The following is an 18500-nucleotide window of genomic DNA, read 5'->3' as shown; positions in this document are numbered from 1 at the left end:
CGATTAGCGCGCGCCGACCACGTCTTCGAAGGCCTTTTCGAGGCGTGCGAAGCCCTCGTTGAGGTCGGCTTCGGGCATGATGAGCGACGGCGCAAAGCGCAGCACGTCGGGACCGGCGATCAGCATCATCACACCGTGATTCGCCGCTGCCGTGTTGAAGTCCTTGGCGCGGCCCGCAAAACGCGCATTCAGTTGCGCGCCGATCAACAGGCCCTTGCCGCGCACTTCGCTAAAGACGTCGAAGCGTTCGTTGAGCGCCGCGAGTTTCGCGCGGATTGCTTCTGCGCGCGTACGCACGCCCGCCAGCACGGCCGGATCGCTGATCAGTTCCACGACCTTGTGCGCGATCGCCGCGCCCAGCGGATTGCCGCCGTAAGTCGTGCCATGCACGCCCACCTTGAAATGCGCGGCCAGCGCTTCGGTCGTGAGCATCGCGCCGATCGGGAAACCATTGCCGAGCGCCTTTGCCGTCGTGAGGATGTCAGGCGTCACGCCCGTGTCTTCGTACGCGTAGAAGGTGCCGGTGCGGCCCACGCCGGTTTGCACTTCGTCGAAAATCAGCAGCGCGTTGTGCGCGTCGCAGGCTTCGCGCAGCGCTTTCAGGAAAGCGGGATCGGCGGGAATCACGCCGCCCTCGCCCTGCACCGGCTCGACGATCACGGCGCAGGTTTGCGGGCCGATGGCGCGCTTCGCGGCTTCGATGTCGTTGTACGGAAGATGGATGATGCCTTGCGGAATCGGGCCGAAACCTTCGGAGTATTTCGGCTGGCCGCCCACGCTCACCGTGAAGAAGGTGCGGCCGTGGAACGATTGCGTGAACGAGACGATTTCGGCTTTCTGTTCGCCGTGACGGTCGAAGGCGACGCGGCGCGCGAGCTTGAGCGCAGCTTCGTTGGCTTCCGCGCCCGAATTGGCGAAAAAGGCGCGATCGGCGAAACTCAGCGATTCGAGCTTCTTCGCCAGGCGCAGCACCGGCTCGTTGGTGTAGCCGTTGCCGATGTGCCAGAGCTTGCTGCCCTGCTCGTGCAGCACCTTGAGCAGTTCCGGATGCGCATGGCCAAGCGACGTCACGGCGATGCCGCAGGCGAAGTCGATGTAATCGCGGCCTGCGGTATCCCACACGCGCGAACCTTCACCGCGCTCAGGGACGAACGGCGCGGGCGAGAAGCACGGCACCATCACTTCGTCGAAAGTCTGGCGGCTCACAGTCTGGTCGTTCATGGCGAATCCTCTTTGGTTCGGGTCGGCTCTTTAAGACAACTCGATTTGGGGTACACGGTGCGCCGCGGCGCACACGGTTGGAGTACGTATGGGTTGCAGTGTAGGCAACCCCGCGTCAAACGTCTTGCGCATGGGCGACGCGTTTTTTTAGTTCTGCTCCGGCGGCTCCACCAGCGCCCCGGCGCGCGGCTCCTGAACGGCCCCGGCCGCGCCGCCGTGCTGGCGCTCGATCCAGTTGCGCCGGTCCTCGCGCGGCGTCACGCCAAAGCGCTCACGGTACGCATTGGAAAAATGCGCCGCCGACGAAAACCCGCATGCCAGGCTGATCTGCACCACCGATTTGCTGGTGCGCTGCAACTGCGAGCGCGCTTTCGCCAGGCGCAGGCCCAGGTAGTACTTCGACGGCATCGCGTTCAGATATTGCCGGAACAGGCGCTCCAGCTGACGGCGCGACACGCCCACGTGACCGGCGATTTCGTCGGTGGTGAGCGGGTCTTCGATATTCGCTTCCATCAGCATGAGCGCGTCGTTCAGGCGCGGATGGCGCTCGCCGGGCGCGGTCACGAACGGAATGCGCTGGCGCTCGTCGCCGCTGCGCAAGGTGCTCGCGCCCATCGCGTCGGCGATACGGTCGACCAGCTCCGGACCGTGTTCGCGGCCGATCATCGCCAGCATGAAATCGAGCGTCGCCTGGCCGCCCGCGCAGGTCGCGCGATCGCGGTCGATCTCGTAGATGTGCTGGGTGACGATGGTGCGCTCGAACTGCTCGGCGAACTGCTGGTACGTTTCCCAGTTCACCGCCACGCGATAGCCCTGCAACTGCCCGGCCATCGCCAGCCACCAGACGCCATGATGGATGCCGGTGACGAGCGGCGTGCGCTGCCCCACGCGCGCGAGGCTGGCGAGAAACAGGCGATAGTCGGCGAACTGCTGATAGCGCTCGGTGACGACAATCAGCCAGTCGCAGGCAAGGCCGTCGCCGAACGCGGCGTCGGCGGGCCATTGCGCGCCGCCCGCCAGCGGCACGGGCCGCCCGTTCCACGACACCATCTGCCAGCGATACAGCGCGCGGCCATCGATCTCGTTGGCGAGATTGAGCGCATCGACAATCGGCCCGACGCCCGACATCGACACGGGCGGCAACGCGACGATCGCCACCTGGGTGGTGCGCTGCGCGCGCGCAGCACCGCCCGACGCGGACGATGCAGCGGCGGGCGCGGGCGGCGTGGCGCCAGGCGATGGAGCTGAAGCGGGAGCGGAAGCTGCGGGGCGATTCATCGGCAAGAACAGCAAATCTTCGTGAGCCGCAAGCTTACTTGAGACTGCCCGACAGGAACTGGCGCAGGCGCTCGCTTTTCGGCGCACCCAGCACGTCGGCGGGCGCGCCCTCTTCTTCCGTGCGGCCCTGATGCAGGAACATCACATGATTCGAGACGTTGCGCGCAAAACCCATTTCGTGCGTGACGACGATCATCGTGCGGCCTTCCTCGGCGAGCTTTTGCATCACCTTGAGCACTTCGCCCACCAGTTCCGGGTCGAGTGCGGAAGTCGGCTCGTCGAACAGCATCACGTCCGGATGCATGGCGAGCGCGCGCGCAATCGCCACGCGCTGCTGCTGGCCGCCCGACAGATGCGAGGGATACTGCTTTTCCACGCGCGGCGCGAGGCCCACTTTCTCCAGATACTCGCGCGCGCGCTCCTCGGCTTCCTTGCGCGGCACGCCCAGCACGTGCAGCGGCGCTTCCATGACGTTCTCGATCACGTTCATATGCGACCAGAGATTGAAGTGCTGGAACACCATCGCGAGCTTGGTGCGGATGCGCTGCAACTGCTTGTGATCGGCCACGTCGAGGTCGCCATTGCGGCCGGCCTTGGTGCTCACGGTCTCGCCGTCCACCACGATTTCGCCGGCGTTGGGCTTTTCGAGGAAATTGATGCAGCGCAGGAACGTGCTCTTGCCCGAGCCGCTCGCGCCGATGATGCTGATCACGTCGCCCTTCTTCGCGTCGAGCGAGACGCCCTTGAGCACTTCGTTATCGCCGTAGCGCTTGTGGATGTCGCGCGCGATGAGTTTGCTACCGGTGGCGGCGTGGGTCGTCGTCTGAGGCAAGATGGTCTCCAGAATTAAGCTTGATCGAGCTTGCTGCAAGCACGGTGCGCGTTAGCGCGAACGCACGGCGAGATAGCCGAGCCAGCGTTTTTCCGCGCGGCGGAACGCGGCCACCAGCACGAACGATACGCCACAGTAGATCAGCGCCGCGAGGCCGAACGATTCGAACGAGCGATACGTGGCCGAATTGGCGTCGCGCGCGACCTTGAGGATGTCGGGCACCGTCGCGGTGAAGGCCACCGTGGTGGCGTGCAGCATCAGGATCACTTCGTTACTGTACAGCGGCAGCGCGCGGCGCAAGGCCGACGGCAGGATGATGCGCCAGTACATCGTGAACGGGCTCATGCCATAGGCGCGCGCCGCTTCGACTTCGCCGTGCGAGGTCGCGCGGATCGCGCCCGCGAAGATCTCGGTCGTGTAGGCGCAGGTGTTGAGCGCGAACGCGAGGATCGCGCAGTTCAGGCCGCTGCGAAAGAACGCATCGAGCAGCGGCTCGCTGCGCACGAAGGCGAGACTGTACACGCCGGTGTAGATCAGCAGCAGTTGCACATAGAGCGGCGTGCCGCGAAACACGTAGGTGTAGAAGCGCACCGGCATCGACACCCAGCGGCGCTTCGAGACGCGCGCCACCGCCAGCGGCACCGCGCAGACGAAGCCGAACGCCACCGAGATCACGAGCAGCCAGAGCGTCATCGCGAGGCCGGAGACATGCTCACCGTCCCAGTAGAGGAACGCGCGGCCGAATTGCTGAATAATTTCGTTCATGGCGCGATCCTCAGAGTTGTGCGTGGCGCACGCCCGCCGAATAACGGCGTTCGAGCCAGATCAGCGCGAAGTTCGAGACGGTGGTGATCGCGAGATAAATCGCCGCGGCAATCACGAGGAAGAAGAACAGGTTGAAGGTGCTGCGGCCCGCGTCCTGCGCGGCCTTCACGACATCGGCGAGACCGATGATCGACACCAGCGCCGTCGCCTTCACCAGCACCTGCCAGTTATTGCCGATGCCGGGCAGCGCGAAACGCATCATCTGCGGGAACAGGATGCGCGCGAACACACGCGCGCCGCTCATGCCGTAGGCGTGGCCCGCTTCCAGTTGACCGCGCGGCACCGACAGAAACGCGCCGCGGAAGGTCTCCGTGAAATACGCGCCGTAGATGAAGCCGAGCGTGAGCACGCCCGCCACGAACGGATCGATGTCGATCTGCGCCATGCCGAGGGCGTCGGTGGCCTCGTTCACGCCGATCTGGATGCTGTAGAACAGCAGCAGCATCAGCACCAGATCGGGCACCGAGCGGATCAGCGTGGTGTAAGCCGTCGCCATGGCCGCGAGCGGCCGGTTGAACGAGAGCTTCGCCGCCGCGCCCGCGAGACCGAGCAGCACGGCCACACCGAGCGAGAGCAGCGAAAGTTCGATCGTCTGGATCGTGCCGGCCAGCAGCACCGGGCCAAAGCCATAGAGGATCACGCGCGTCTCCGCAAAGTCGTTGTTCGACCCGGGCGCTCATGCACAACGCCTGGGGGATTGGCGCGGATCGTCGCAAGGTCAAAAAGATTGCTCAAACCGCGGCGGCTGGCATGTTGCGGCGCAACATGGCTGTGCTGCCGGCGTTGACGCAGCGCGCGACGGGCATTGCGCCCGCGCTGTCAGGGGCGCGATGAAATTGAAAGCCGCTCTGGAAGCCCAAAAGACAACGCCCCGGCTAGCGGGGCGTTGGGTGGGTTTTAGCAAGTTTGGGGGCGCTTTTTCGATAGAAGCGCGGATCCGGCGTTGGCCGATGCGCTTGCGGGAAATCCCTTAGAGCCGAAGGCTCAGCGGCGCTTAAACGCCGCGCGCAGCCAGCGAACCAGCGCGCACGCTGGCGCGCTCCAGACGCTCGACCAGCGCGCCGAAAAGCAGCCCAACCACGCTCCACAGGATCGCCTGCATGCCGATCGCCACGGTGCGGAACTTCCACAGCAGCACGGCGGGGAACGCGCCCGGCACTTCGTTGATCGTCGGCAGCGCGGCCTGGATCGCGGCGATCACGACCACGAACAGCACCAGTGCCGCAATCGACGCATTCCAGTGGCCCCACTTCGCGGCCAGCGCGCCGCGCACCTTGAGCGAGAACACCGTGACGGCGATCGAGATGGCGATCATCAGGAAGAACAGGCCGGTGCGATAGCCGATCGTGTCGGGGTCGCCGACCGAAGGCGGATTCGCCGGGTATTTGATGTTCGGCACCATGTAGATCGCGACGAAGGCCGCCAGCGCGAGCCGCGCCGAGAGCGCACGCGCCGAGATCGGGCCGGTGCGGCCGCGCACATAGGCGAACACCAACGCAAAGAGCCCGCCGATCGACGCGCTATAGACCATCACGCCCGTGAACAGCCCATAGCTCGCCTGCACTTCGCGGCTGACGATTTCCGGCTCGGGCGCTTCGCCCTTGGCGGCATCGGCTTTTTCCTCGAAGGAGATGGCCTGATCGACCTGCGGCTCGCCCGCGAATTTCGCGAACGAGAACGTGAGCAGCCCCGCGGCGATGCCTGCGAGCATGCCGCGTACCAACAGCTTGCCTACCATGTCAGCTCCCGGTCAGTGGCACGGGAAGCCGAGCAGATGCCGGCCGTCGTGAACGAATTCGTGGACGTACATGCCCGGAATGATCGAGGTCGCGCCCTCTTCCGCGCCGACGAAATACAGCGCCAGCAACAGGATGAGGCCCACGAAAATCGCCCAGGGCAGGATTTCACGCAGCGGGATGGGCGCCGGCGTGGCAGCCGGCACGTGGGCCGTGTTCAGGACGGCTTCGGACATGTTGACTTCTCCTGGGGTTACGCGCCCCGTTAGTCGTTGATTGGTCGTCGATGAGAACGTTATGGGTATGCGCACGCACGCGGGTCTGACTTCCGTTGCTTGTTGCGGGACTGCTGGTTCGCGAAAACAATCGGTCACAGTGGCGCGACCGTGCCGGGTTTGCACCGGCTTCCGCGTGACGTGGAGCCTGTATTCTACGCGCTGCGTCAGGGCGGCGCGGCCCGAATGTAATGCACGATGAATCGACACGTAAGGAAACAGGATGGCAACGAAGGTCTGGCTGATCAGCCATGCGGCGAATGCCGATTTACGCGCGGGCGTGTTGGCGACTGAGGCGGGATCGGACGAAGGCGTCGAGACGGCGCTGGATGCGCGCGCAATCGCTGCCGTCGAAGCGTGGCGGACGCGGTGGCAGGCGCTGATCGCCGGCAGCGGCGATGCTGCGCGCGTGCTGACGAGCCCGGCTCCCGTCGCGCGGGCCAGCGCGCGCGCGGCGGGCTTCGACGCACAGATCGAGCATGCGCTCGCGGATACCGCTTTCGGCGCGTGGGCCGGCTGCCGGTTGAACGACATCGCGCAGCACGCGCCCGAGGCGCTGGCAGCGTGGACGCGCGATCCGTCGTTCCAGCCGCCGGGCGGCGGCGAATCGTTCGATGACGTGCGCAAGCGTGTGGGCGCGTGGCTGGACGCCCTGCCCGAAGCCGAAAACAAAGATAACGCACCGGTCATCGCCTTTACGCACGCGAGCGTGATCCGCGCGGCGGTGCTGCATGCGCTGGGCGCGCCATCGGCCACTTTCCGTCAGCTCGAAATCGCACCGCTTTCGGTCACGACATTGCGACGTTCGGCGCAAGGCTGGGTGTGGGTGGCGGCGACGGCCTGAAACACGGATCTACCGCAAACCCAACGTATCGACATGTTGACACGTCCAGATACCCCGCCTAGCATCGATTGACGTATCGACGTGTTGATACATCGTTTGGATGAGGTTTGCTAACAAGAGGAGTCGACGATGATGCCTGTTCAAACCTTGAAGCGTTGGGGAAACAGTCTTGCGGTGCGCATTCCCGCGAGCGCGGCAGCCAAACTGGCGCTTTCGGAAGGCCAGGACGTCGAGGTGGAAGTCGAGGACGGCACGCTCACCGTGCGCCCTCACACCGCCATCCGGCGTTTCTCGCGCGAGCGCTATCTGCAGCAGTTGCGCGAGGAGCAGCAGGAGCCGCAGCGCGAGCCGCATCCGCTGGTGGATTTTGGCGAACCGAAGGGCTCGGAAATCGGCGGCCCGGACGACCCGACGCGTTTCGACCAATGGTAAAAACGCATGAAAAACGGCATACCGGACGCAGGCGACATCATCTGGCTCGACGTGGGACCGGGCGCGGGAATTGAGCAGAATGGCTATCGGCCTACGCTCGTACTGACAGATGCGGAATTCAACGGGCTGACAAGCCGCTTCGTTGGGCTACCCATCACCAGTTCGATCCACGGCTGGGAATCGGAAATTCCGATCAGCGGCCTGTCGAAACCCTGCGTCGCAATGGCCGACCAGATCACCACCTTGTCGCTCGCGGCCAGAGTCTGGCGCTACCGGGGTGAAGCCGCGAGCGCCGACGAATTCAGCGCGGCGCAATTCGCCGTGGCCGGGATCCTCAACCTCTAGCCCTCACTCCAACCCCAGTTGCGCGCGGATCGCCGGCAGCATGTACTGCACTGCCGCTCGCCCTTCCGCGATGGCCGGTCCCGCGCGATGAAAGTCGAAGATGCCCATGCCGCCCAGACGCGGCTGGATCAAAACATCGGCCGGTTCGCCCGCCAGACGGCTGCGCGTGATACGCACCTGCATGATGTCGATGCTCTGCGCAATCGAACTCAGCAGCGACGGCACGCGCGTGCTGGGCGGCGGCGCCACGCGCACGTCCGGGCTGCCGAGCGTCGCCGGTCCCGCAGGTTGCAGCCAGCTTGGGAAGCGCTTGCCGTTGCGGCGTAGCAGCGGCGCGGGTTCGGCGGGCACGGGAGCGACGGCGGCCGGGTCGCCTGGCGCGCCTGGCACAACCGGACGCGGTGCTTCCACCGGCGTCTCGCGCGGCACGGTGTCGATGGCGCCGCCCAGGTCGCGGCCATTGAGAATGTCGTGATTGAGGTCGATGGCGATCACGGTATCCGCGCGCATCGCACGCGCCGCCGAGACCGGCACCGGATTGCTCAGGCCGCCGTCGACGAGCCAGACGCCGTCATGCCAGATCGGCGTGAAGATGCCGGGAATCGCAATCGAGGCGCGCACCGCGTCCACCACGCCGCCCTCGCGCAGCCAGACCTCGCGGCCCGTATCGAGTTCGGTGGCCACGGCCGTGAACGGCATCCGGAGGTCGTCGATCGCACGGCCGTTGAACTGCCGCGCGAACAGGTCGATGACCTTGCGCCCGCCCAGCAGGCCGCCCGAAAAACGCAGGTCGAGCAGGCGCACCACCGTTTGCCATGTGAGCTTGCCCACCCAGTCCTCGAGCCAGTCGAGATCGCCGTTTGCGTAGACCGCGCCCACCAGCGCGCCGATCGAGGTGCCGCACACCACATCCGGCTTGATGCCGGCCTCTTCCAGCGCGCGGATCGCGCCAATATGCGCCCAGCCGCGCGCCGCCCCGCCGCCCAGCACGAGCCCCACGCGCGGGGGACGTCGCCGATGCATCACCATGTGCGCCTCCTGCGTCCTGTATCCGGTTGTTCAGTCAAGCATCCTCCCGGCGTCAAAAGCCATCGCTCAATGCCCTTTCATCACGTCCGAGCGCGACGTCGTCGAGACGCGTCCGTCCGGGCCGAAATGCACGTTGAAATACGATTCCGGCGGTCAGTGACCGCGTGAAACGATGCGTGGACGACATGGCGTGAAGGCTCGGCTACCGCGTCGGGTGATGTGTGGAGCACACGCAGAGAGCGATCGTTGCGAGCCTCGGCGCGTGCCTGGTTACCACAATGTACCTTCAAAGGGTCCGGTCGTGGCGCACCGCACGCGCGGTTGCGTGGGCTGGCGTCCCATGCGCGGCATCGGCGTGACGTGCATCGCGCACCGAGCGGCGCGTACGGACGATCTCGGCGGCCTGCCACGACAGCAGCGCCAGCACGCCGAACACGACCTCGCGCATGCGCTTGACGAGCGCCAGCGAGAACGCCACCTCCTGGCTCACGCCGAAGAGTTGCGCCAGCAGCACCACGGCCACTTCCTGCACGCCCAGGCCCGCGGGCACCATGAAGGCCGCGTGCCGCACCGCCTGGGTGATGGCCTCGATGGCGAGCGCGTCGCCCACCGTGACCGGATGGCCGAGCAGCGCCAGCGCCCACCAGGTCTCGAACGCGCCGAGCATATAGCCGCCCAGCTGCCAGAAAAACGCGCGGAACATCAGTCCCGTGCGCGACATCAGGCGGTCGAGATCGGCGTCGAGCCGCTGACCGTCGATGCCCTGCATGACGGGGTGATCCGCGCCAAGCAGACGCCCCGCCCAGCGCTCGATCGCGTGGAACACACCGCCCCGGCGCAGCAGGATGACAGCGAGCAAGGGCAGCGGCGCGGTAAGCAGCAGCGCAAGCGCGATCGTGACGATGGTGCGCAACGAGCCCGACTGGCCCGTCGCCGCGACGATCAGCACCACGCCCAGCGCCGAGAACGCGTATTGCACGGCAATCGTCACGAACACCTCGACAATCACCGAAGCCGTCACCTCGCTCGCCGCTCGCGCCTCGCTGTCCTGGTCGTGGCCGCGCACCTTCCAGCGCGCGAGGCGCACGCCCGCGATCTCGCCGCCCACGCCCGCGGCGGGCAACAGACGGTTGATCGCTTCGCGCACGGTGGCGATCCACCAAAGGAAACCCAGCGGCGCGCGCTTATCGAGCAGCAGATGCCACGCGTAAGCGTCGAGCAGCAGCGGCAGCGCATGGAACGGCACGAGCCAGAGCAGCACCGGCCCCGCCGTGCCGATCACGCGCATCACATCGTGCGCGCCGTCATGCACGACCAGGCCGATCAGGATCGCGATCCCGACCGGCAGACCCAGCCATTTGAGCCACTTCATGATGCGCTCTGCGCCTGCGATGCGAAGAACACATCGGTAAAGCCGCCGTGACTCACGCCGCTGCGCAGGAGCGCTTCGGCCACACGCGGCGAAAGCAGCGCGTCGAGTTCGTCGGCGTGACGATAGGTCTGCATCGACGCGGTGATCGGCCCTTCGCCCGCCGCCGGTGCAATCGCGGGATGGCAGTAGATCTCGCCAACGCCCCGCTCAGGCAGCTTTGCGATCGCGTCGAGCAGCACCGCTTCGTCCATCGCACCGGTATCGGCGATACCGACCACGTAGTCGTTATGCGCCACCCCGGCCCGCGCGAGACGCGCGCGCACCAGCGCGAGCCACGGCCGCAGGGCGAATGGCGCGCCCGCCTCCAGCGGCAGGCGCATGGCACGCAAACCGTACTCGCGGCCAATCGTGAGGATCAGCGAGAGCACCGTGGGATGCAGATGAAAATGCTTGTGCGTATTAACGTGATCGAGCGCGAGACCGGTCGCCGCAAACGCCTCGAACTGCGCGCGAATTTCCAGCGCGAGCTGGGCGCGCACCTGCGGCAGAAAAAAGAAGCGAAAGCCGTCGCGCACCATGTTGTCGCCGAAACGGCCATGCTGATCGACAAGCGCGGGAATGCGCTCGCGCGGCAGCATCGCCGGGCCGTCGGCGAGCACGAGATGCAGACCCACGCGCAGCTTTGGCAGACGCCGCGCGCGCGCCACGGCATCGGCGGCCGCGGGTGCGGCCACCATCAGACTCGCGGCGTTGAGCACGCCGTCGCGATGCGCATGCTCGACGGCCGCGTTCACGCGCTCATGCAGACCGAAATCGTCGGCGGTGAAGATGAGCGCGCGTGCGGCGGCTACATCAGCGCCGGGCAGCGCAGACGCCATCATGCCTCGTGCGCGCGCAGGAAGCGGAAGAACTCCACGCCTTCGCGCAGACGGCGTTTCATCATGTCCCAGCTCGTGAGCATTTCGCGCACGATTTCCCAGATCTTCGACGGGCGGAAATAGAACTGGCGATAAAACTGTTCGAGGTGGTGATAAATCTCCTCGCGCGACAGATGCGGATAACCAATCGCGGCCAGTTGCACGCCCTCCTTGCTCACCAGATTGATGACCTTGTTCTCTTCCATCCAGCCGTTTTCCACGGCCTGCTTGTAGAGCGTGGTGCCCGGATACGGCGCAGCCAGCGACACCTGGATCGTGTGCGGATTGATTTCCTTCGCGTACTCGATGGTCTTCGCGATGGTTTCCTGCGTCTCGCCCGGCAGGCCCAGAATAAAGGTGCCGTGAATCTTGATACCGAGTTTCTTGCAGTCCGCGCTGAAGCGACGCGCAAAATCGGTACGCACGCCCTTCTTGATGTTCACGAGAATCTGGTCGTCGCCGGATTCAAAGCCCACCAGCAGCAGACGCAGGCCGTTTTCCTTCATCACCTTGAGCGTCTTGTACGGCACGTTCGCCTTGGCATTGCACGACCACGTCATGCCGAGCTTGCCGAGTCCAAGCGCGATCGCTTCGGCGCGCGGCAGATCGTCGGTGAAGGTGTCGTCGTCGAACATCAACTCCTTCACTTCGGGCATGTTGTCGCGAATCCACTTCGCTTCGGCGATCACGTTTTCGACCGAACGCGTGCGATAGCGATGGCCGCTCACCGTCTGCGGCCACAAGCAGAACGTGCAGCGCGACTTGCAGCCGCGCCCCGTGTAGATCGACACGTACGGGTAGTTCAGATAGCCGATAAAGTAATTGTCGATCTTCAGATCGCGCTTGTAGATCGGCGCGACGAACGGTAGTTCGTCCATGTTTTCGAGGATCGGGCGTGCTTCGTTGTGCTCGATCGAGCCATCCTTTGCGCGCCACGACAGACCCTTGATTTCCGGGAACGGCTTGCCTTCGGCAATTTCCTTGCAGGTGTAATCGAATTCCTCGCGGCAGACGAAATCGATGGCTTCGGTCGCGGTCAGCGAATTGTGCGGATCGACCATCACCTTCGCGCCCACCATGCCGACCAGCAGCGACGGCTTGCGCTTTTTCAGGTCTTCGGCGAACAGCGCATCGGTGGGGAACGACGGCGTGCTGGTGTGAATGATGACGAGGTCATAGTCCTGCGCGATCTTCAGCGTTTCTTCGACGCCAATGCCATCGGCGGGCGCATCGAGCACGCGGCTTTCGGGCACCAGTGCGGCAGGCTGTGCAAGCCAGGTCGGATACCAGAACGAGCGGATCTCGCGCTTCGCCTGATAGCGCGAACCCGCGCCACCGTCGAAACCGTCATAGGACGGGGCCTGCAAAAACAGCGTTTTCATGAGATGGGTGCTCCGGCTAACCTTGAATAGGGGGCAATCACTGCCAATCAATGCGAATGTAATAGCGCGCTGCGGCAGATGCCGGCATGGCGCGCGACAAAATGTTCTGTTTTCGCGACCGTTGTGGCCGTCCTTCAACGGCCATCCGTCATCTCGACGGCGGCGCGGGCACGGGCGCGCCGTGGCGCGGCGCCGGGCGTGGGCTTGAGCGGGCGCTCGCTGCGCTGCTCGACGACCGGCTGGCCGTCGGGATTGGCCACCGGCACGCGCACGCCGCGCCAGATCACGTGCGAGCCGAACGCGGCAGCGAGCCATTGCAGCAGCAGCAGGACATCGCGCAGCGGCACCAGCGGCAGGTCGCGCAGAAAAGCGCCGAGGCCCCCACTGCTGCGCGCGTGCAGCGCCAATCTGGCGATGATACCGCCAGCCGTGCTGGTGCCCAGCGCGGCCAGCACGGCGCGCGTCGAGGCGCACGCCGGCACGCCGCCACTGCCCGCAAGCAACAGCGCGTACGCAAGCGCGCCAATCAGCAGCCACGGCGTGGTGAAGGTGATGAAGAGCGAGGCGAAGCCCGCCGGATTGACCGAGCGGATAGTGCGCAGCCAGCGCGTTTCGCGCAGCCACAACGTGCGGAAAGTCGGCTCGATCACGTCGGTGGCGACCAGCACCGGCGCGAGCACCGTGGCAAGGCCATGATCGCGCGCAAAGCGGGCGAGCAGGTAGTCGTCGGCGAGACCGTCCTTGAGCGCAGCAAAGCCGCCGATGCGCTCCAGCGTGGCGCGCGACAGCGCCAGCGTCGCGCCGAAACCGAACGCGCGCGAACCCGTCGAATGCGCGACGCGCACCGAGGGCGCGAACCATTCGTTGATGAAGAGCGCACCCACACGCGGCCAGAAACCGCCGATACTGCGCGCGCTGTAGAGACAGGTCACGACGCCCACGGCCGGGTCGGCCAGCGGCGCCGTGACGATCTCCAGGTAATCGGGCTCCACGGCGATGTCGCTGTCGGCGACGATCAGCACGTCATGGCGCGCATGATCGGCCATGTTCATGAGGTTGCTGACCTTGAGGTTGCTGCCGTGCACGCGGGCGTCCACCACGAGTTCGATATCGTGGCCGGGATACGCGGCCTGCAGGCGCTGCACCACCGCGATCGCCGGGTCCTTGGGCGACGACACGCCAAAGATCAGTTGATAACGCGGGTGATGCTGCTCGCAGAACGTTGCCAGGTTTTCGTAGAGGCGCGGCTCCGCGCCGCACAGCGGCTTGAGCACGCTGACCGCCAGCGGCGTGCGCACGCGGGCGAGCCGGGCCGCCTCACGCACCTGCGCGGCGGAACCGAAACGCGGCATGGTCAGCGCCGCGCTGATGGCGTAGAAGGTGGCCGCGCCGCATAGGGCCGCCAGCAGCCACCAGGCGAACGGCGAAAGGGAATAAAGCGATGTCGTCATGCCCGGGCGCCCCGTTTGCGGCGCTGCACGATGCCGCACAATGCACGAGGCGCGCGCGCGTTTGCAGGATGCCCTGCAATTGCATAACCCATATGCCGCGCATCGTGCTGCATATTGGCCTGATCGCGCATTTCGCCTCGGACCATTTGTCCTGCCCAGAATTTCATAAAAAAATCAGACGGGTATCGTATCTGCGCCGCATATAGACAGCTAGCAACGCCTTAAATGAGGTCACTTCGCTTTGATGCGGCGCAAATCAAATTGACAATTTGATTAAGAGAATTCTGAAAATTTGACAGAAGCGCCCTGCTCCCGCCCTGATTCAGCGCAAAAAATTGTAGCAGCAAGACTCGAAAGCCGCTTCCACACTCCACGCAAAAATGCTTCTCAGAATAGCAATGCTCAAAATCATTTCACGCCAGTCACAGGCTGCTTCCAGGATTTTATGAATTGAAAAAAATCAGTAAGCATATCGCAACCATTCTTTAACAATTTTGAATTAAAGATGACGCGGAGGTAATTAAACAAGAATAATTACGATTCAGTCCAGATAATCCATTTCGACTAAATCGAATCTCCATTGCCTCTCCATAAACGGAAACCACGCCGGGGGTATGGGTTCCCGAGCGTCGTCAGCGCGATCGGATGTGCTTTGGCACAATGGCCGCCAGCTTGCGTCTGCCTTGCAGCGGGTTCCCGACGATCGAAACGTCGGGCTCTTGCGCGCAGCGCCCCACCATGACCGAAGCACACCGGAACACCCCATGACGCCCCGTCTGCCCCCTTTCTCCGTCCTCGATCTCTCGCCCGTGGCCGCCGGCTCGAACGCCGGCGCGGCGCTGCGCAACACGCTCGACCTCGCCCAGCACGCCGAGCGCTGGGGCTACCAGCGCTACTGGCTCGCCGAGCATCACAACATGACCGGCATCGCCAGCGCCGCCACGTCGGTGGTGATCGGCTATGTGGCGGGCGGCACGAAGACAATCCGCGTGGGCTCGGGCGGCATCATGCTGCCCAATCACGCACCGCTGCTGATCGCCGAGCAGTTCGGCACGCTCGAAGCGCTCTATCCGGGCCGCATCGATCTTGGCCTCGGGCGCGCGCCCGGCACCGACCAGACCACGGCGCGCGCGTTGCGCCGCGATCTGCAGGCCAGCGCCGAAGCCTTCCCCGACGATGTCGCGGAACTGCAGCGCCTGTTCGGCGAGCCCGTCGAAGGCCAGCGCGTGCGCGCGGTGCCGGGCGCGGGTCTGAACGTGCCGATCTATATCCTCGGTTCGAGCCTGTTCGGCGCGCAACTGGCCGCGGCGATGGGCCTGCCCTTCGCCTTTGCGTCGCACTTCGCGCCCGACCATCTGCTCACCGCGCTGCGCGTCTACCGCTCGCAGTTCCGTCCGTCCGCGACGCTCGCGAAACCGCACGCGATGGTGGGCGTGAACGTGTTCGCCGCCGAAAGCAACGAGGAAGCGCGCTTTCTCTTCACCTCGCTACAACAGCAGTTCGTTAATTTGCGGCGCGGCACGCCGGGTCAGTTGCCGCCGCCCGTCGAGCAGATCGCGGCCAACGAGTTCGAGCTTGCGGGCGTGGCGCATTCGCTGGCGTGCTCGGTGATCGGCGATCGCGAGACCGTGCGCGCGGGCCTCGAATCCGTGCTCGAACAGACCAACGCCGACGAACTGATCGTCACCGCGATGATCCACGACCACGCGAAACGCCTGCGATCGTTCGAGATCACCGCCGAGGTGCGCGACGAGATGGCCGCCGCGCGATGAGGCTTCGTTTGAAGGCCTAAGACGTAAAAAAGCGGGCGCATCCTTGAACGGATGCGCCCGCTTCGCTTTCTGGCTCTAGCCTAAATCAAGCCAAAGGCGTCAGTGCGATTGCTGCGGCAACGCCGCCAGGCCCTTGAGCAAGGCCGCATGAAACGCCTCCGGATCCTGCATCTGCGGCGCGTGACCGGCATCGGGAAACTCCACCAGCGTCGCATGCGGAATCGCCTTCGCGGCCGCACGCCCGAGCTCCGGATAGTGGCCAATCTTCGCCCGCACTTCGGGCGACGCGGCATCCTTGCCGATCGCCGTCGTGTCCTTCTGGCCGATCAAGAGCAGCGTCGGCATGCTCAACTGGCCGAATTCATAGACCACGGGCTGCGTGTAGATCATGTCATACAGCAGCGCCGAATCCCACGCCACCTGTGCCTTCCCCGGCCCGCGATACATGCCCGCCAGCATCTGCACCCACGGCTCGTAGCGCGTGCTCCAGGTATCCGCGTAATACGTCGTCTGTTCGTAGCGGCGGATGCCGTCGGCGCTCGTCTTCAGTTCGCGCGCATACCAGTCGTCCACCGACAGCGAAGGCACGCCCTTCGCCTTCCAGTCTTCGAGGCCGATGGGGTTCACCAGCACCAGTTGCTCGGTTTCGCGCGGATACATCAGGCCATAGCGCACCGCGAGCATGCCGCCGGTCGAATGGCCGATGATCGTCGCGCGCTCGATGCCCAGCGACGCCAGCAATGCGTGCGTGTTGCGCGCGAGTTGCTGGAAGGTGAACTGGTACGCGGCAGGCTTGCTCGACTTGCAAAAGCCGATCTGGTCAGGCGCGATCACACGGTAGCCCGCGGCCACCAGGCGCGTGATGGTGTCGCCCCAGGTGGCCGCGCAAAAATTCTTGCCGTGCAGCAGAACCGCCGTGCGGCCATTGGGCTGCTGCGGTTGTATGTCCATATAGGCCATGTGCAGCGTCTTGCCTTGCGAGGCAAAGCTGAAATCGTGCACCGGATGCGGATAGTCGAAGCCTTGCAGCTCCGGACCGTAGGCCGGGCCGTCGGCGTTCGAAGCGTTCGAAGCGTTCGAAGCGTTAGAGGCGGCGATGCTGGCAGGCGCGGAAGGCGCGCCCGCGCAGGCAACGAGACTCAATGCGGCGGCGCAGCAGGCGGCGAAGGCGAAAAACTTGCGGATCGGTGGCATGGGCAGTGTCGAAGTTCCAGGGACGCGGCTGCGCGAGCGCCGGATCGGTGCATCGGGGTTCGCGCTAACCGCCAGCGATTCTAGCGGGCCTGCGCCAGGCGCGTCGGCGGTGGCAACAGCCCTTGAGGTACGCAGCGGGCAAGCCGTTTGCTTCCACTTTTCTCCGCCCACTGCGCGCGACTCCACGCCGATTCCGCCATGCGCGATCGATTCGCGCAACGCCGTTTTCGGTGCTAGAACATTCAAAGCGCGGTCATAAAAACGACGCAGTACGGCACGACGCCAGCTTCACCGGGGGCACAGCACAACAAGGAGACGACCATGGAAACTCCGGCAAGCCTCAACGATCTGCAGCGCACCACGCTCGCCATCGTCCTCGCGGGCGGGCGCGGCACGCGCCTCGGTCCCCTCACGAACAAGCGCGTGAAGCCCGCGGTTCATTTCGGCGGCAAATACCGCATCATCGATTTCGCGCTCTCGAACTGCCTGAACTCCGGCATACGGCGCATCGCCGTGGTCACGCAGTACAAGGCGCATTCGCTGCTGCGCCATTTGCAGCGCGGCTGGGGTTTTCTGCGCGGCGAGTTCAACGAGTTCCTCGACCTCTGGCCCGCGCAGCAGCGCGTGGAAGGCGCGCACTGGTATCGCGGCACCGCCGACGCCGTCTACCAGAACATCGACATCATCCGGTCGATTTCGCCGAAGTATGTCGTGGTGCTGGCCGGCGACCACATCTACAAGATGGACTACACGCGCATGGTGGCGGACCACGCCGCCAGCGGCGCGGACTGCACCGTGGGCTGCATCGAGGTGCCGCGCATGGAAGCGCGCGCCTTCGGCGTGATGGCCGTGGATGAATCGCGCCGCGTGACCGGTTTCGTGGAGAAGCCCGACGATCCGCCCGCCATGCCCGGCCATCCCGACATCGCGCTCGCCAGCATGGGCATCTATGTATTCGATACCGAGTACCTGATCCACCTGCTCGAAGAAAACATCGCGCGCAGCGGCACCGATCACGACTTCGGCAAGGACATCATTCCGCGCGTGGTCAGCGACGGCCATGCGATCGCGCATCCGTTCAGCATGTCGTGCGTGTCGTCCGATCCGAGCGCCGAGCCTTACTGGCGCGACGTCGGCACCATCGACGCGTACTGGTCCGCGAATCTCGATCTGGCATCGACGATTCCCGCGCTCGACCTCTACGACCGCCACTGGCCGATCTGGACCTATATGGAACAGTTGCCGCCCGCCAAGTTCGTGCGCGATCTCAACGGCCTGCAGGGTTCGGGCACCAATCTGATCGTGTGCGGCGGCAGCGTGATCTCGGGTTCGCAGATTTCGCGCTCGGTGCTCTCGACGAATGTGGTCGTGAAGTCGTTCTGCAACATTGCCGAGGCAGTCTTGTTGCCGCAGGTGGTCGTGGGCGCGAGTTGCCGCTTGCGCAAGGTGGTGGTGGATCGCGGCTGCGTGATTCCGGACGGTCTGGTGATCGGCGAAGACCCGCAGCGCGACGGCGAGCGCTTCTATCGCACCGAAAACGGCATCGTGCTGGTCACGCGCGAGGCGCTGGCGAATCTCGGGCCGGGCGCTTGATC

General features: G+C 65.0%; 18 protein-coding genes and 1 riboswitch. Of the genes, 5 read left to right on the top strand and 13 right to left on the bottom strand.

What is annotated here, in order from left to right; all coding sequences use genetic code 11:
- Positions 1 to 3 precede the first annotated feature (3 nt).
- From F3J17_RS14495 to F3J17_RS14465, 7 genes are all read right to left on the bottom strand, one after another.
- Positions 4 to 1221, bottom strand: a complete 1218-nt coding sequence (locus F3J17_RS14495) for an aspartate aminotransferase family protein (protein ID WP_167059424.1) — start codon at positions 1219 to 1221, stop codon at positions 4 to 6.
- A gap of 147 nt (positions 1222 to 1368) precedes the next feature.
- The gene (locus tag F3J17_RS14490) at positions 1369 to 2349 is read right to left on the bottom strand and encodes a GlxA family transcriptional regulator (protein WP_233178495.1); all 981 of its coding nucleotides are present in this window, start codon (positions 2347 to 2349) and stop codon (positions 1369 to 1371) included.
- Positions 2350 to 2533: 184 nt separating this feature from the next.
- The gene (locus F3J17_RS14485; RefSeq protein WP_167059749.1) at positions 2534 to 3334 is read right to left on the bottom strand and encodes an ABC transporter ATP-binding protein; all 801 of its coding nucleotides are present in this window, start codon (positions 3332 to 3334) and stop codon (positions 2534 to 2536) included.
- A gap of 48 nt (positions 3335 to 3382) precedes the next feature.
- Positions 3383 to 4096 (bottom strand): ABC transporter permease, encoded by a 714-nt coding sequence (locus F3J17_RS14480; protein ID WP_167059419.1) that lies wholly within the window; start codon positions 4094 to 4096, stop codon positions 3383 to 3385.
- A 10-nt stretch (positions 4097 to 4106) separates the two neighbouring features.
- The gene (gene hisQ, locus F3J17_RS14475; RefSeq protein ID WP_345891191.1) at positions 4107 to 4796 is read right to left on the bottom strand and encodes a histidine ABC transporter permease HisQ; all 690 of its coding nucleotides are present in this window, start codon (positions 4794 to 4796) and stop codon (positions 4107 to 4109) included.
- 354 nt (positions 4797 to 5150) lie between these two features.
- Positions 5151 to 5894 carry a CbtA family protein gene (locus tag F3J17_RS14470; RefSeq protein WP_167059416.1) on the bottom strand — a complete coding sequence of 248 codons (744 nt, stop codon included), beginning with the start codon at positions 5892 to 5894 and terminating at the stop codon, positions 5151 to 5153.
- Between the two features lie 12 nt (positions 5895 to 5906).
- Positions 5907 to 6128, bottom strand: a complete 222-nt coding sequence (locus F3J17_RS14465; protein ID WP_167059413.1) for a CbtB-domain containing protein — start codon at positions 6126 to 6128, stop codon at positions 5907 to 5909.
- 60 nt (positions 6129 to 6188) lie between these two features.
- Positions 6189 to 6345: riboswitch (cobalamin riboswitch) on the bottom strand.
- 45 nt (positions 6346 to 6390) lie between these two features.
- On the opposite strand from F3J17_RS14465, the gene F3J17_RS14460 reads away from it, so the two are divergent.
- The 3 genes from F3J17_RS14460 to F3J17_RS14450 all read left to right on the top strand — a co-directional run bounded on the left by F3J17_RS14460 (position 6391) and on the right by F3J17_RS14450 (position 7788).
- Complete coding sequence (locus F3J17_RS14460; RefSeq protein WP_167059410.1) at positions 6391 to 7011, top strand: histidine phosphatase family protein; 621 nt, start codon at positions 6391 to 6393, stop codon at positions 7009 to 7011.
- 129 nt (positions 7012 to 7140) lie between these two features.
- Positions 7141 to 7443: an AbrB/MazE/SpoVT family DNA-binding domain-containing protein gene (locus F3J17_RS14455; protein ID WP_240160977.1), complete on the top strand. Its 303-nt coding sequence runs from the start codon at positions 7141 to 7143 to the stop codon at positions 7441 to 7443.
- A gap of 6 nt (positions 7444 to 7449) precedes the next feature.
- Positions 7450 to 7788: a type II toxin-antitoxin system PemK/MazF family toxin gene (locus F3J17_RS14450; RefSeq protein ID WP_167059407.1), complete on the top strand. Its 339-nt coding sequence runs from the start codon at positions 7450 to 7452 to the stop codon at positions 7786 to 7788.
- Positions 7789 to 7791: 3 nt separating this feature from the next.
- Here F3J17_RS14450 and F3J17_RS14445 read toward each other — a convergent pair whose 3' ends face one another.
- The 5 genes from F3J17_RS14445 to hpnI form a co-directional block, all read right to left on the bottom strand.
- Positions 7792 to 8814 (bottom strand): patatin-like phospholipase family protein, encoded by a 1023-nt coding sequence (locus F3J17_RS14445; protein ID WP_167059741.1) that lies wholly within the window; start codon positions 8812 to 8814, stop codon positions 7792 to 7794.
- Between the two features lie 289 nt (positions 8815 to 9103).
- Positions 9104 to 10192, bottom strand: a complete 1089-nt coding sequence (locus tag F3J17_RS14440; protein ID WP_167059739.1) for a lysylphosphatidylglycerol synthase domain-containing protein — start codon at positions 10190 to 10192, stop codon at positions 9104 to 9106.
- Positions 10186 to 11067, bottom strand: a complete 882-nt coding sequence (gene hpnK / locus F3J17_RS14435; RefSeq protein WP_167059404.1) for a hopanoid biosynthesis-associated protein HpnK — start codon at positions 11065 to 11067, stop codon at positions 10186 to 10188. The genes F3J17_RS14440 and hpnK overlap by 7 nt, the downstream gene beginning before the upstream one ends.
- Complete coding sequence (hpnJ, locus tag F3J17_RS14430) at positions 11067 to 12488, bottom strand: hopanoid biosynthesis associated radical SAM protein HpnJ (protein WP_167059401.1); 1422 nt, start codon at positions 12486 to 12488, stop codon at positions 11067 to 11069. Before hpnJ ends, hpnK begins: the two co-directional genes overlap by 1 nt.
- Before the next feature lie 134 nt (positions 12489 to 12622).
- Positions 12623 to 13939 carry a bacteriohopanetetrol glucosamine biosynthesis glycosyltransferase HpnI gene (hpnI, locus tag F3J17_RS14425; protein ID WP_167059398.1) on the bottom strand — a complete coding sequence of 439 codons (1317 nt, stop codon included), beginning with the start codon at positions 13937 to 13939 and terminating at the stop codon, positions 12623 to 12625.
- Between the two features lie 776 nt (positions 13940 to 14715).
- Between hpnI and F3J17_RS14420 the strand changes: the two genes are divergently transcribed.
- Positions 14716 to 15711, top strand: coding sequence for an LLM class flavin-dependent oxidoreductase (locus tag F3J17_RS14420; protein ID WP_167059737.1), 996 nt, complete (start codon positions 14716 to 14718; stop codon positions 15709 to 15711).
- 99 nt (positions 15712 to 15810) lie between these two features.
- On the opposite strand, the gene F3J17_RS14415 is transcribed toward F3J17_RS14420, so the two are convergent.
- Positions 15811 to 16905 carry an alpha/beta hydrolase gene (locus F3J17_RS14415; RefSeq protein WP_167059395.1) on the bottom strand — a complete coding sequence of 365 codons (1095 nt, stop codon included), beginning with the start codon at positions 16903 to 16905 and terminating at the stop codon, positions 15811 to 15813.
- A 321-nt stretch (positions 16906 to 17226) separates the two neighbouring features.
- Between F3J17_RS14415 and glgC the strand changes: the two genes are divergently transcribed.
- The gene (glgC, locus tag F3J17_RS14410) at positions 17227 to 18498 is read left to right on the top strand and encodes a glucose-1-phosphate adenylyltransferase (protein ID WP_167059392.1); all 1272 of its coding nucleotides are present in this window, start codon (positions 17227 to 17229) and stop codon (positions 18496 to 18498) included.
- Positions 18499 to 18500: the final 2 nt, after the last annotated feature.

It is taken from the genome of Burkholderia sp. Ax-1719 (assembly GCF_011753055.1).
GTDB lineage: Bacteria > Pseudomonadota > Gammaproteobacteria > Burkholderiales > Burkholderiaceae > Paraburkholderia.
The sequence above is the reverse complement of the archived record's forward strand: the minus strand, read 5'-3'. Positions and strand labels throughout refer to the sequence as shown.

Bases quoted from the DNA above. Each gene is read 5' to 3' on its own strand.
- F3J17_RS14495 (WP_167059424.1), bottom strand. From the start codon at position 1,221: ATGAACGACCAGACTGTGAGCCGCCAGACTTTCGACGAAGTGATGGTG.
- F3J17_RS14490 (WP_233178495.1), bottom strand. From the start codon at position 2,349: ATGTCGGGCGTCGGGCCGATTGTCGATGCGCTCAATCTCGCCAACGAG.
- F3J17_RS14480 (WP_167059419.1), bottom strand. From the start codon at position 4,096: ATGAACGAAATTATTCAGCAATTCGGCCGCGCGTTCCTCTACTGGGAC.
- F3J17_RS14470 (WP_167059416.1), bottom strand. From the start codon at position 5,894: ATGGTAGGCAAGCTGTTGGTACGCGGCATGCTCGCAGGCATCGCCGCG.
- F3J17_RS14465 (WP_167059413.1), bottom strand. From the start codon at position 6,128: ATGTCCGAAGCCGTCCTGAACACGGCCCACGTGCCGGCTGCCACGCCG.
- F3J17_RS14460 (WP_167059410.1), top strand. From the start codon at position 6,391: ATGGCAACGAAGGTCTGGCTGATCAGCCATGCGGCGAATGCCGATTTA.
- F3J17_RS14455 (WP_240160977.1), top strand. From the start codon at position 7,141: ATGATGCCTGTTCAAACCTTGAAGCGTTGGGGAAACAGTCTTGCGGTG.
- F3J17_RS14450 (WP_167059407.1), top strand. From the start codon at position 7,450: ATGAAAAACGGCATACCGGACGCAGGCGACATCATCTGGCTCGACGTG.
- hpnK (WP_167059404.1), bottom strand. From the start codon at position 11,067: ATGGCGTCTGCGCTGCCCGGCGCTGATGTAGCCGCCGCACGCGCGCTC.
- hpnJ (WP_167059401.1), bottom strand. From the start codon at position 12,488: ATGAAAACGCTGTTTTTGCAGGCCCCGTCCTATGACGGTTTCGACGGT.
- hpnI (WP_167059398.1), bottom strand. From the start codon at position 13,939: ATGACGACATCGCTTTATTCCCTTTCGCCGTTCGCCTGGTGGCTGCTG.
- F3J17_RS14415 (WP_167059395.1), bottom strand. From the start codon at position 16,905: ATGCCACCGATCCGCAAGTTTTTCGCCTTCGCCGCCTGCTGCGCCGCC.
- glgC (WP_167059392.1), top strand. From the start codon at position 17,227: ATGGAAACTCCGGCAAGCCTCAACGATCTGCAGCGCACCACGCTCGCC.